Below are 13,066 nucleotides of genomic sequence, written 5' to 3' on the forward strand. Positions count from 1 at the left end.
AGCAAGTGTAATGATTAGATTGCGAAAGAGGTGTAGCGGTCAATGCTGTCAGCCTCAGAAGATTCAAAGCACGAAGCCTGGAAAATATTCATATGGATGGATATTACCGGCATTTTTATTAACAGTTGTGGGACTACCCTGTCGAGACCTTCGGGCTGAAGTATTTCCCGTGGTAGCCAAAGTTCAACAATCGTCGAAATTCAAAGGTAAAATCTCGGATACGGGAGGAGATCCTTTACCTGGTGCTACGGTGCAGATAAAAGGTAGTACGAAAGGGGTTATTGCCGATATGGATGGTAACTTTGAGTTTGATGATAGTACCCTGGTTGTTTCGTATATCGGTATGGAAACTAAGGAAATAAAGTATACCGGACAGAAATTCCTGAATATTGTAATGGAAGCAAAAACGGATGAGTTGGAAGAAGTAACCGTAGTCGCTTTCGCCAAACAGAAAAAAGAAAGTGTGGTATCCGCCATTACGACTGTGAAACCGACGGAGTTAAAAATCCCGAGCAGTAACCTGACAACGGCTTTTGCCGGTCGTGTTGCCGGATTGATCTCTTATCAAACAAGTGGTGAGCCGGGACAGGATAACGCCAGTTTCTTTATCCGTGGTATTACGACTTTTGGTGCTGAGGCAAAGAAAGATCCGCTTATCCTGATCGACGGTATTGAATTGAGTACGGATGACCTGGCACGTTTGAATACAGATGATATTGCCAGTTTTTCGATCATGAAAGATGCTACGGCTACGGCATTATACGGTGCACGCGGAGCGAATGGCGTAATCTCTGTTACAACGAAAGAAGGTAGAGAAGGAAAAGTAACCATTAACGCCCGTGTGGAAAACTCTTTCTCATCTCCGACCAAAAAAATCAGCCAGACCGATCCTGTTACTTATATGCGGATGCAGAATGAAGCGATTAAAACCCGTGACCCACTGGGATTGGCTTTGTATTCGGAAGAAAAAATAACGATGACCGAACGTGGATTATATCCGAATATTTTCCCGACAACGGACTGGTATGATACCATGTTCAACGATGTGATCTCCAACCAGCGTGCCAATCTGAGCCTTAGCGGTGGTGGAACGGTTGCCCGTTATTATGTGGCTGCCAATGTCTCGAAAGACAATGGTAACATGAAAGTCGATAAAAGAAATAATTTTAATTCTAATATCAGCCTGATGAAATATTCGATCCGTTCGAATATCAATATCAACCTGACAAAAACAACGGAGTTGGTATTGCGTATGAGCGGAACGTTTGATGAATATACAGGACCTATCGGCGGCGGTTCTTTTATGTACAAGGAAGTGATGATGGCCAATCCCGTATTATTCAAACCTTATTATGAACCGGATGAACAGTACGCATATTCCAAGCATATCTTATTCGGTAACTATGGTGCCGGTAATTATGTAAACCCGTATGCACAGGCATTGAAGGGGTATAATGATTATAGTAAGAATACGATGCTGGTTCAATTCGAAGGTAAGCAGAAGTTGGATATGTTGACCGAAGGACTTGCTATCCGTGCAAAGATCAATATAGACCGTTATTCTGAATATTCGGTAGACCGTGCTTATTCTCCTTTCTTTTATAATATATCATCTTATAATCTTCAGAATAATACTTATAAACTGAATCGTTTGAATCCGGCTACCGGTACGGAATGGATTAATTATAATCCGGGAAATAGATATGTAAATACGAATTTTTATCTGGAAGGAGCAGCAGAATACACCCGTAATTTTGACAAACATGGGGTAAATGCTTTGTTAGTTTATACAATGCAAAGTAAAAAGACGGGTATAGCCGATAATCTTCAATTGTCTTTACCCGGGCGTAATATGGGGTTAGCCGGACGTGCAGCCTATAATTATGACGGGCGTTATTTCGGTGAGTTCGTTTTTGGATATAATGGTTCGGAACGTTTTTCCAAAAATAATCGTTGGGGATTCTTTCCTTCTGTAGCCGGTGGCTGGATGCTCTCAAAAGAAAGCTTTTTCGAACCTCTGACGACAGTGTTTGACCAGTTTAAGTTTAAGGCCTCTTACGGTTTGACAGGCCAGGATCAGATTGGAGATGGTAATGACCGGTTCTATTATCTGTCGCAAGTAACATTGAATAGCAGTGACCGGAATGTGAATTGGGGTACTCAATTGAATTACAATCCGGGGGGAATTATTGTAGACCGTTATGCCAATGATGAGATTGGATGGGAAAAATCCTATAAATTGAATGTGGGAGCAGAAATGCGTACGGTATTTGGGCTTTCAGCCAATGTTGAATATTTCACAGAACGGCGGGAAAATATTTTGCTGAACCGTATAATCCCGAATACAATGGGGATCATTCCTGATGTAAAGGCTAATTTAGGAAAGGCGAAAGGTAAAGGTGTGGATATGGAACTGAACTATGAGAAGAGTTTCAATAAAGATTTATGGATCACAGGACGCGGAACGTTTACGTATGCAACGAGCGAGGCTGTGGAATGGGAAGAACCGGATTACAGTGAAACTCCTTGGTTGTCGAAAGTTGGCAAATCGTTGGGACAGACATGGGGATATATAGCAGAACGTTTGTTTGTTGATGAAGAAGAAGTAAAAAATTCTCCTACCCAATTCGGTGAATATATGGCGGGTGATATTAAATATCGTGATGTAAACGGTGACGGTAAAATTTCGGAATTGGATAAAGTTCCTATCGGTTATCCGACAACCCCGGAGATTAATTATGGTTTCGGTCTGTCAGTAGGTTACAAAGGACTCGATGCCTCTTTCTTTTTTCAGGGATCGGGGCGCCAGTCTTTCTGGCTGGATCTTAAAAAGATCACTCCGTTTTTAGATGGAGATGCCGGAGAGAATGGTGAAGATGGTTTGCTGGGACAAAATGCAGTGCTGGATGTGATAGCTAATAGCTATTGGTCGGAAAATAACAGGAATCCTTATGCTTTCTGGCCTCGTTTGGCAAATCAGTCAGTTGAAAATAACAATCAGACAAGTACCTGGTTTATGCAGGATGCTACTTTTCTTCGATTGAAATCTGTGGAAATAGGTTATACTGTACCCAAAAATTTGGTGAAGAAGTTCAAGGTTCAGAACTTACGTTTTTATGTGAGTGGAACTAATTTGCTTTGTTGGAGCAAATTTAAACTATGGGATCCTGAAATGGCAGGTAACGGATTAGGTTATCCTGTTCAACGTGTGATCAATGTGGGACTTAATTTAGGATTCTAATTTAATAAAACGGAAAATATGAAATCGATATATCAATATTTAATATATATATGTACGGCTTTTTCAATAGCCTCCTGTAATTATCTGGATGTTGTTCCGGACAATGTTCCGACATTGGATAATGCCTTTTCAGACCGGTATACAGCTGAACAATATCTGGCTACCTGTTATTGGGGAATGCCAAAGTCGGCCGGATGGAATGAGAATCCGGGGATATTCGGATCGTTAGAGATGATCTTTAATAAAGAAGGGAGTACTTCCGGTGGTATGAAATTCGGGCTGGGAACCGATAGTCCTACCAGTGCTTTGATCAATTATTGGGGTGGTACAGGTAGCATGATCCGTTCTTTGTATGCAGGTATTCGTGAGTGTAATACTTTTATGGAAGGAATTGTTGGTGTAAAAGATCTGAACCAGTACGAAATTAAGCGTATGATTGCAGAAGTTAAACTGATTAAAGCCTATATGCACTTTTACTTGCTGACCTATTACGGCCCTATCTGTCCTTTGCGTGAAAATATACCGGTGAACGAATCAACACAAGGTGTCAGGGTATATCGTGAAAAAGTCGATGATTGCTTTGCCTATATCCTGGAATTATTGGATGAAGTAATAGAAGGCGATCCGCTTCCTTTGGTGATTGAAAACCAGACTAGTGAATTAGGCCGTTTTGCCCGTCCGGCAGCTTATATGTTGAAAGCAAAAGTTTTAGTCTATTGGGCCAGCCCGTTGTTTAACGGGAATACGGATTATAACAGTTTCCGTAATTATAACGGGGAACCGTTCTTTAATCAGACGTATGATGAAACACGTTGGCAAAAGGCTGCGGAGGCTTGTAAAGAGGCTGTCGATATTTGTGAGAGTGCTGGTATCCGTCTGTACCAGATTTCCGATTATATTGCTACTAAAACTCTTTCGGATGAAACTCAATTGGTACAGACATTGCGTGGTTCTGTAAGTGACCGCTGGAATTGTGAGTTGGTATGGGGAAATTCTTCTTATCCGGTAAATAGTGGTTTGCAGGGAGAATGCATCTGTTATCTGGAGCAGGCAACCTCTTTAAACTATGGAACACGTATGAGTGTGTCGATGGCGACGGTCGAACAGTTTTATTCTAAAAATGGTGTTCCTATTGAGGAAGACAAAGAATATGATTATTCGAATCGCTTCAATGTGCGGACCGGAGACGAGGATCATAAATATTATATTCAGAAAGGTGAGCAGACTGCCGCTATGAATTTTGACCGTGAGCCTCGTTTTTATTCGACATTAGGTTTTGACCGTGGTAAATGGTATGGGAACTCATATAAGAACGTACCGGATGACGATGCGGAATGTCTATATCCCAAAAATCGGTTCGGTGAATTTTCTTCGGTAGCCAATCCGGGTAATTATAATGCGACAGGTTATTGGCCCAAAAAGTTGGTTTCGATCAATTCCAGTTTCCGTAATGCCAATGATATCAGCTGGGAAAACTATGCTTTTCCGGATATGCGTTTTGCCGACCTTCTCTTACTATGCGCCGAAGCTTTGAATGAATCGAAAGATGCTCCCGACGCGGAAGTTTATAAGTATGTGGACATGGTACGTGAACGTGCCGGTTTGAAAGGAGTGGTGGAAAGCTGGCAGAAATATTCGAATCAGGCTAATAAACCGTCTACGAAAGTCGGCATGCGTGAGATCATTCAGCGTGAGCGTAAAATCGAACTGGCTTGTGAAGGTGTTTATTATTGGGACAGCCGCCGCTGGAAAACAGCCCAGAAAGAGCAGAACCGTCTGATACAGGGTTGGAATGTCAATGCCAAAGAGGTCGTGGATTATTATACTTTGACTACGGTCTATACGCAGTCATTTACTTATAAAAACTATTTTGCCCCGATACCAGAGTCTGATATTGTGAATAATCCGCAATTGGTACAGAATCCGGGGTGGTAATTAATAATGTAATACAGAATTATGAAAACGAAATATTATTTCAGTATACTGACTTCGGTTCTATTGCTTTGCTCTTGTTCGGAAAAGACACTGGAACCTATAACCGGAAGTCTGGGAAAACCCGGAGTGGTGACCGATGTAAATGTGGAACCGATAGCCGGTGGTGCCGTCGTTTCCTACCGCATTCCCAATTCGGAAGATATCCTGGCTGTAAAAGCCGTTTATACGCTTACGAATGGAAAAGAGACGGAAAGAGTTGCTTCTTTTTATGAGAACAAGATCAAAATAGAAGGATATAACGATACTATCCCGAATAAAGCGAATATTTATGTGATCAATCGTGCTCAGGAATTGTCGGATCCTGTGGAAGTGACTTTTACTCCATTGGAGTCTTCTTTGAGTAAAGCCATCAAGACAATATCGATCGTACAGGATTTTGGCGGTGCCCAATATAACTGGCGGAATGAAGACAAAGCTCCCTTGACGATGGAGTTTCTTGCACAGGATTCGCTGGGGCAAATGCAGACTATGCGTATTATGACTTCGGAAGCTGATTCGAACCGTTATAGTTTGCGCGGCTATAAAGCCGAGCCTCGTTATTTCGGGATGATCATGCGGGATAACTTTGACAACGCTTCCGATACTATTTTCCCTTCGGAAGGTCAGATAACACCGCTTTTCGAAGAAAAACTGAATAAAAAGAAAATGGTCGTTATGAAATTGGGTTCTGATGCCAGCTTTACCAATTGGGAGGGGATGGACAGCTATCTGATCGACGACGACCATGATACTTTCGGCCATTCGGCATCCAATTCCATGCCTGCCGCATTTACCATCGATCTGGGATGTATTGCGAAACCCAGCCGTGTTGTGATGTTCCAGCGTAAATATTCCGATTCGTATTATAACTGGGGAAATCCGTTGGATTTCGAGGTGTATGTGTTCAAAGGGACGGGAACACCTTCGCAGAGCGGTGACTGGAGTGAATGGGAAAAAGTGATGGATTGTCTGGTTGTCAAACCTTCCGGATCTCCGAGCGGAACAGTGACGGATGAAGATATTACGGCTGCTGAAGAAGGATATGAATTTGCTTTTGAATTGTCACAGGAACCGATACGCTATATCCGTCTTAAGATATTGAGTACCTGGGGTGGTTCTGCCTTTACTCATCCGGCAGAGGTGGATCTGTATGGGGAAGTGGTTGAATAGTATAAATTAAAAAAGAATATATAAACCATGAAAAGAATATATAGTTTATTAGTATTTATAGCATGCACTCTCCTGATTACTTCCTGTGAAGATTTTATGGATGTGCATAAAGAGTATATTGAAGGCGGAGAGATCATTTATGCTCCTAAACCGGATTCAATTGCGTTTATTGCGGGAAAAGAGCGTATTCTGTTTTTTTGCAGGACATATAATTCTCCAAATGTGAAATCGGTAAATCTGTATTGGAACGACGGATTGGATTCATTGCTTATTCCGGTATCCTTTAATTCAAGCTATGACAGCATCGAGGTCGTATTGGATAACATGGAAGAGAAGTCATATACATTCACAGTACAACTGGTGGATAATTTCGACCATCGTTCTTTGTCTGTAACAGATTTTGGAACTTCCTATGGTGAGAATTATCAGGTTTCCCTAATGGACCGTCGTATAAAGGATATTTCACTTACGGACAAAGGCGGTTCGGTGGAATGGTATTCTGCTGCAGAAGGCTTATTAGCCAATGAAGTCAGATACGTAAAAAATGATGGTACGGAAAGTATTATCCGGATGTCGTCGGCAGAATATACGACATTCTGTCCGGATGCCAAGGCGGGTGAAGAGTTTGAGTTCCGTTCTTTATTTATTCCGGAAGAAGAGTCAATCGATACTTTTTATACGGCATGGAGTAAGTATGATGAGGCTTTCCCTGCCGAATACAAGTTCGATCGTAGCGGATGGACGGTAACCGTTTCCGACGAAACTGCTAGTGACGGCGGTGGGAAAGATGCGATCATTGATGACAAACTGGATACCTGGTGGCATTCCAATTATACGGATGGAAATACACCTCTGCCGCATTGGGCTGTGATAGATATGGAATCATCGAAAGAAATGTCGAAAATAGAAGTTTATCGCCGTCCTGGTACCACCGATACGAAAAGTGTTGAAATTTATATAGGAAATAGTCCGGATGCCAACGCTACAGATTGGATTCAGTTGGTAACTGGAGTGTTCGGTGATGGTGATAGTTTGGAATTGCCTGTTCCCGCATCAATAGATACAAACCGGGGCCGTTACATGAAGATTCTCTTGCCGGATAGTAACCGTGAACCTTTTACTAACATTGCAGAAGTGTATATTTATGGCAAGTGATCGTTTTTCATAGTACTAGATTAGTGAAGTACGCCAAAAGAAAATTCGATTGGCGTACTTCTTTTTTATTAAAATCCAAAATATTCTTTCGCATTCTTATAACTGATATCCTCTACCATCTTACCGATGAAAGGAATTTCAGAAACAGGCAATTCGCCGTTTTCCACTTCTTTACCCAGCATATTGCAAAGGATACGGCGGAAGTATTCGTGACGCGGATAAGACAGGAAACTGCGTGAATCGGTCAGCATTCCGACAAAACGGCTCAGCAGGCCCAGATCGGACAGCGTGTTCATCTGGTCTTCCATGCCATGGATCTGATCCAGGAACCACCAGCCGGCGCCATACTGCATTTTGCCCGGCAGCGAACCGTCGTTGAAGCTGTAAGCCGTAGTCATCATTACGGCACTGTCTTTCGGGTTCAGGTTGTAGAATATCGTTTTAGTTAATGCTCCTTCTTCTTCCAGACGGCTGAGGAAACGAACCATCGGTTCTGCCACTTCCAGGTCGCCGATAGCATCGTATCCGGTATCCGGACCCAGCTTTTTGAACATGCGGGCATTGTTGTTACGTGTCGGACCGATATGGAATTGTTGTGCCCAGTTGCTGCGGGCATCCATAACAGCCAGTTCATACAACATGGCAGAGCGGAACTTGTCGATCTCTTCGCCGGTCAATGCCTTATTCATTCGGGCTTTCATGAAGATAGCTTCTATCTCGGCATTGGTATAAGGAGTTGCGTAGAATGTACTCAAACCATGATCCGATACGCGGCAACCGACAGATTCAAAGAAGTCATGACGTTTCTGTAAAGCCGCTAACAAGTCTTTGAATGAAAGGATCGACATGCCGGAAGCAGCTTCCAGCTTGGTCAGGTATTCATTGTAAACAGCTACATTTTCGATAGCCATCGCCTTGTCCGGACGCCAGGTAGGAAGAACTTTCGTCTTCAACGATGTGTTACGGATCGCTTTATGGTATTCCAATGAATCGACCGGATCGTCAGTCGTACAAACAACTTCCACATTCATGCGTTCCATGATGGCCTGCGCACGAAATTCCGGGGTTTGCAGTTTGGCGGTACATTCGTCGTATATTTCACGTGCAGTTGAAGGATTCAACACCTTGTCGACACCGAATATGCGGCTCAGTTCCAGGTGAGTCCAGTGGTAAAGCGGGTTGCGCATAGCATGTTGCAAGGTATCCGCCCATTTCTGGAATTTCTCGAATGTCGGTTTGTCGCCGGTGATATACTCTTCGGGAACACCGTTTGCACGCATGGCACGCCATTTGTAATGGTCTCCGCCCAACCAAATCTCTGTCAGGTCGGCAAACTGGTAGTTGTCGGCTATCTGCTGCGGGATCAGGTGACAATGATAGTCAATGATCGGCATCTTTGCTGCATGTTCGTGATACAGTTTTTGGGCTGTCTCTGTCTGTAGCAGGAAATCTGAATCAAGAAAAGGTTTCATATATCAACGGTATTTTTTGATGATGCTTAATGCGTTGCTGCAAAGAGCAGTGATGGCATTCCAGTCTTTGGCTGCAATGGCTTCTTTAGGGAACAGGTTGGAACCCATTCCTACACAAGTAACGCCAGCCTTGAACCAGGCCGACAAGTTCTCTTCTGTCGGTTCGACCGCTCCTGTAGCCATAATCATAGACCATGGCATCGGTGCTTTGATATTCTTGACAAAAGAAGGACCACCCACATTCCCGGCCGGGAATACTTTACACAAATCACATCCCACTTCCTGTGCAAATCCTATTTCCGAAACAGATCCGCATCCCGGTGTGTAAGGAACCAGGCGGCGGTTACATACCTTCGCAATTTCCGGATTGAACAACGGGCCGACAACGAAGTTGGCACCCAGTTGCAGGAACAGGGCAGCCGTAGCCGGATCGACGATAGAACCGATACCTAAAACCATTTCAGGACATTCTACCGCAGCATATTTTACCAGTTCGGCAAATACTTCATGGGCGAAGTCTCCGCGATTGGTAAATTCAAATGCACGTACTCCGCCATCATAACAAGCCTTTAATACTTGTTTAGCCGTTTCTATATCTTTATTATAATAAACAGGTACCATCCCGGTGCTGATCATCGCATCCAATACCTGCATTTTACTAAATCTAGCCATCTTTCTCTTTAATTTTCAATTCTCAATTTTCAATTACCTCGACACTCTTCCCGATCCGTCGCCTTCCATCAGTTTTTCCACTTCGTCGACAGTTACCTGGTTGAAGTCACCGTAGATGGTGTGCTTCAGGCAGGAAGCAGCGACAGCGAAGTCGAGTGCTTTCTGGTCGTCTGTAGTATAAGTCAGCAAACCGTAGATCAGGCCCCCCATGAAAGAGTCGCCGCCACCAACGCGGTCGACGATATGAGTAATATCGTAACGGCGTGACTGATATAATTTACCGTCGGCATACAGAACACCGCCCCATGTATTATGATTGGCATTGATAGAACCACGCAAAGTGATGATTACTTTCTTTGCACGTGGGAATTTTTCCATCAATTGTGTGCAAACCGATTCGAATTCAGCTGCATTTACCTGGCCTTCAGTCTGTGCAACGTCGAAGCCCTCCGGTTTGATACCGAATACTTTCTCTGCATCTTCTTCATTTCCCAGAATCACATCGCAACCGGCAACCAGTTCAGGCATTACTTCAGAAGCCTTTTTGCCGTATTTCCAGAGGTTTTTACGATAATTCAGGTCGCAGGATACAGGTACACCCAGTTTATTGGCAGCCTGGATAGCTTCCAGACAAGCGTCGGCAGCACCTTGTGAGATAGCCGGAGTGATACCGGTCCAGTGGAACCAGGAGGCATCTTTCAGCACTTCTTCCCAGTTGATCATTCCTGCTTCTATTTCAGCAATAGAAGAATGGGCACGGTCGTAAACAACTTTGCTGGCACGGGCTACGGCTCCTGTTTCCAGGAAGTAGATACCCAGACGGTCGCCTCCGTAAACGATGTGGGAGGTTCCGACATCATATTTACGTAAATCCATAACACAGGCACGAGCAATATCATTTTTCGGCAAACGGGTTACGAACTCTGTGTCGATCCCATAATTTGCCAGCGATACGGCAACGTTAGCTTCGCCACCTCCGAAGGTAGCATTCAATTGATTTGTCTGATTGAAACGGAGATAATCTGGTGTGGCCAGTCTGAGCATTATCTCTCCAAAGGTGATTACTTTTTTATCCATGGCATAAACTTTTATATTCCAGTGCAAAAGTAGTAGTTTATATTTAATTTCCTAATATGTGTGTGCGAAAACATTTGTATAAAATGGAATAAAAACGGGTATATCTTGTTTATGTTGTCAATCATTAATCGATTTCGGATTTGAGTAATGATAACAGAATAATTCATCCTGTTGAAAAAATCATCGAACTGACCAAAGAGAATACATCCTTATATGAACGGATGATGGGTAATGAAAAAGAAAAGGTTGCTTTACTGGAAAAGTTATTGAATGAAAAGAAATAATTGAATTATTGTATGAGATGAACAGGTAGATTTTTGTTCACGAGGGCGTCATAAATGTTTTCGAGGCCCTCATAAATATTTTTGTAAATGTGTCAAAACTAAGGCACATCTCCTTTTTTATCTTAAAAATAGTCGTTCCTCTTTTTTTGTCTATGCGACTATTTTTTCAGTAATTAGGTAATAAGGCTTAATATTCGTCGTATGTTGAGCCACACGTGGTCTGATAAAGATAAATATAGTGTGTGTACTCCTTCTCTTTCCTGCTTTTAGTAGTTTTGTACACATCTTTTTGATATTAAAAGCTATAGCAAAGAAGGCAAAGTCCATTGTAACCTTGTCTTCTCCCACATGCCGGAACCTTTTGTATGCCATGTTGTGTTTCATTTGTCCAAAAACTGCTTCCGGTTCTATACATCGCCTTCCCCTATGCCTGATGCCTTCTTTCGAGAGTAACCTTTCCCGTGCCTGCCGTTTGTATTGGTTTAACCGGTGGTTGACTTCTATAATACGGTTCCCCCGGGCTTTAAAGCAACTGCCACGTAAAGGACACCCTTCACATCTTTGTGCTTTATACCGGGCACTTTCGGTGATGTATCCGCTAGCTGTTTTGTCACGCCTGGTTCCTATACGGTTCATGTGCTGCCCCATAGGACAAACGTAATAATCCTCTTCCGCATTGTAATAGAGACTCTCCGCATGGAATGGATTGGGGGTATAACGGGGACGCTGTTCTTTATGGAAGTAGTTGTACTTAACAAAGGCTCCTATCCCATTATCTTGCATGAACCGGTAATTTTCTTCCGAGCCGTAACCGGAGTCTGCCACACCGACAGTCGGTAAGCGGTTATAGCGTTGCTCAAAGGAGTGGAAGAAAGGTATGAGGGTCAGTGTATCGGTTGGGTTGGGAAACAGTCGGAAGTCTATGAGGAATTGGTTCTGGGTACCTATTTGCAGATTATATCCGGGCTTGGTCTGTCCGTTTCTCATGGCGTCCTCTTTCATGCGCATGAAGGTGGCATCAGGATCGGTCTTGGAATAGGAGTTGCGTTCTCCAAGAGTGTCAAGATGGTTGTCGTATTCCATCAACTTGTCACGGTACTCCTCAAGTTCCCGGACCTGTTTCTTCTTTTCCCGGATGACTTTCTTTTGTTCCTTGTCCTTTGTTACAGGCTGGTGTTCCAGCACCTCTTTAAGTTCATTCACTATATCTGAGAGCATGGCGGGAGTGAACTCTACGGGTGTGTCTTTGGCGGAGTTCTCTTGGGCTATGGCTTCATCCACCTGCTCCAGGAGAATGCGGATCTTATCCATCAGCTTTGTACGGTTCTTTTCGACTGTCTTGCGCCAGACAAAAGTATATTTGTTGGCTCTGGACTCAATCTTGGTACCGTCAATATACTCTACGTCAAGGCTGATGAAACCTTTGTCGACAAGGACAAGAACCAACTGCGTGAATACATTATTTATCTCTTCTTTTACACGATTACGGAAACGGTTGATGGTTATAAAATCCGGATGTTCATTACCGGAAAGCCAGATATAATGAATGTCACGTAGGAGAAGCTTCTCTATTTTGCGGCACGAATAGATATTGTTCATGTAGGCGTAGATAATCACCTTAAGCATCATTTTAGGATGATAAGGACAACGACCGGTTGCTTTATAAAGCTTCTTGAAATTGTCAAGATTGAGATTATCAACAACAGTATTAACTATGCGAACCGGATCGTTCGCTGCTATGTTTTCATCAATTCTTCCGGGAAAAAGAACTGTTTGGTTGGGAATGTAAGGACGAAAATGTAACTTTGCCATAATGAAAAACTTTATGCCTAAAGATACAAAAACTTTGGGTAATAACAAAGCCCGGGCTTGTGAAAGTCTGGGCTTTGTGCATAAAAAAAGGTTGTGCCAGCGTTTTGACACAACCTCAAAAACAACTTTTTTCCTTTAGTTTAATAGAATTATTGTATTCCACAAATGAGCCTGTAATAACCAAGTGAGGTTGACGACAGGATAGCTCA

At 43.0% G+C, this 13,066-nt stretch carries 9 protein-coding genes; 5 read left to right on the top strand and 4 right to left on the bottom strand.

Annotated elements, in window-relative coordinates; genetic code table 11:
• Nucleotides 1–10 precede the first annotated feature (10 nt).
• The 4 genes from K6V26_RS24335 to K6V26_RS24350 are packed head-to-tail and all read left to right on the top strand — an operon-like array spanning nucleotide 11 to nucleotide 7,540.
• Nucleotides 11–3,241: a SusC/RagA family TonB-linked outer membrane protein gene (locus K6V26_RS24335; protein WP_394373108.1), complete on the top strand. Its 3,231-nt coding sequence runs from the start codon at nucleotides 11–13 to the stop codon at nucleotides 3,239–3,241.
• 18 nt (nucleotides 3,242–3,259) lie between these two features.
• Entirely contained in the window at nucleotides 3,260–5,176 is a 1,917-nt protein-coding gene (locus K6V26_RS24340; protein WP_010800929.1) for a RagB/SusD family nutrient uptake outer membrane protein, read from the top strand.
• Between the two features lie 21 nt (nucleotides 5,177–5,197).
• A complete protein-coding gene (locus K6V26_RS24345; RefSeq protein WP_224264116.1) occupies nucleotides 5,198–6,385 on the top strand; it encodes a DUF5000 domain-containing lipoprotein in 1,188 nt (395 codons plus the stop codon).
• A gap of 27 nt (nucleotides 6,386–6,412) precedes the next feature.
• Nucleotides 6,413–7,540 carry a DUF4998 domain-containing protein gene (locus K6V26_RS24350; RefSeq protein WP_010800928.1) on the top strand — a complete coding sequence of 376 codons (1,128 nt, stop codon included), beginning with the start codon at nucleotides 6,413–6,415 and terminating at the stop codon, nucleotides 7,538–7,540.
• A gap of 68 nt (nucleotides 7,541–7,608) precedes the next feature.
• Here the strand turns inward: K6V26_RS24350 and uxaC are convergent, their stop codons facing one another.
• From uxaC to K6V26_RS24365, 3 genes are read right to left on the bottom strand one after another with little or no spacing between them, the layout of a single operon-like run.
• Nucleotides 7,609–9,012: a glucuronate isomerase gene (gene uxaC, locus K6V26_RS24355; RefSeq protein WP_224264117.1), complete on the bottom strand. Its 1,404-nt coding sequence runs from the start codon at nucleotides 9,010–9,012 to the stop codon at nucleotides 7,609–7,611.
• Nucleotides 9,013–9,015: 3 nt separating this feature from the next.
• The gene (locus tag K6V26_RS24360) at nucleotides 9,016–9,684 is read right to left on the bottom strand and encodes a bifunctional 4-hydroxy-2-oxoglutarate aldolase/2-dehydro-3-deoxy-phosphogluconate aldolase (RefSeq protein WP_009860081.1); all 669 of its coding nucleotides are present in this window, start codon (nucleotides 9,682–9,684) and stop codon (nucleotides 9,016–9,018) included.
• A 33-nt stretch (nucleotides 9,685–9,717) separates the two neighbouring features.
• A complete protein-coding gene (locus K6V26_RS24365) occupies nucleotides 9,718–10,761 on the bottom strand; it encodes a sugar kinase (RefSeq protein WP_224264118.1) in 1,044 nt (347 codons plus the stop codon).
• Nucleotides 10,762–10,901: 140 nt separating this feature from the next.
• Here K6V26_RS24365 and K6V26_RS24370 point away from each other — a divergent pair, with 140 nt between their 5' ends.
• Complete coding sequence (locus tag K6V26_RS24370) at nucleotides 10,902–11,045, top strand: hypothetical protein (RefSeq protein WP_154670871.1); 144 nt, start codon at nucleotides 10,902–10,904, stop codon at nucleotides 11,043–11,045.
• A gap of 150 nt (nucleotides 11,046–11,195) precedes the next feature.
• Here the strand turns inward: K6V26_RS24370 and K6V26_RS24375 are convergent, their stop codons facing one another.
• Nucleotides 11,196–12,857, bottom strand: coding sequence for an IS1182 family transposase (locus K6V26_RS24375; protein WP_224263243.1), 1,662 nt, complete (start codon nucleotides 12,855–12,857; stop codon nucleotides 11,196–11,198).
• Between the last annotated feature and the right edge of the window lie 209 nt (nucleotides 12,858–13,066).

The sequence above is a fragment of the Parabacteroides goldsteinii genome (genome assembly GCF_020091425.1).
Taxonomy (GTDB): domain Bacteria; phylum Bacteroidota; class Bacteroidia; order Bacteroidales; family Tannerellaceae; genus Parabacteroides; species Parabacteroides goldsteinii.

Coding starts and splice junctions, on each gene's coding strand:
- K6V26_RS24340 (WP_010800929.1), top strand. CDS start 3,260: ATGAAATCGATATATCAATATTTAATATATATATGTACGGCTTTTTCA.
- K6V26_RS24345 (WP_224264116.1), top strand. CDS start 5,198: ATGAAAACGAAATATTATTTCAGTATACTGACTTCGGTTCTATTGCTT.
- K6V26_RS24350 (WP_010800928.1), top strand. CDS start 6,413: ATGAAAAGAATATATAGTTTATTAGTATTTATAGCATGCACTCTCCTG.
- K6V26_RS24375 (WP_224263243.1), bottom strand. CDS start 12,857: ATGGCAAAGTTACATTTTCGTCCTTACATTCCCAACCAAACAGTTCTT.
- uxaC (WP_224264117.1), bottom strand. CDS start 9,012: ATGAAACCTTTTCTTGATTCAGATTTCCTGCTACAGACAGAGACAGCC.
- K6V26_RS24335 (WP_394373108.1), top strand. CDS start 11: ATGATTAGATTGCGAAAGAGGTGTAGCGGTCAATGCTGTCAGCCTCAG.
- K6V26_RS24365 (WP_224264118.1), bottom strand. CDS start 10,761: ATGGATAAAAAAGTAATCACCTTTGGAGAGATAATGCTCAGACTGGCC.
- K6V26_RS24360 (WP_009860081.1), bottom strand. CDS start 9,684: ATGGCTAGATTTAGTAAAATGCAGGTATTGGATGCGATGATCAGCACC.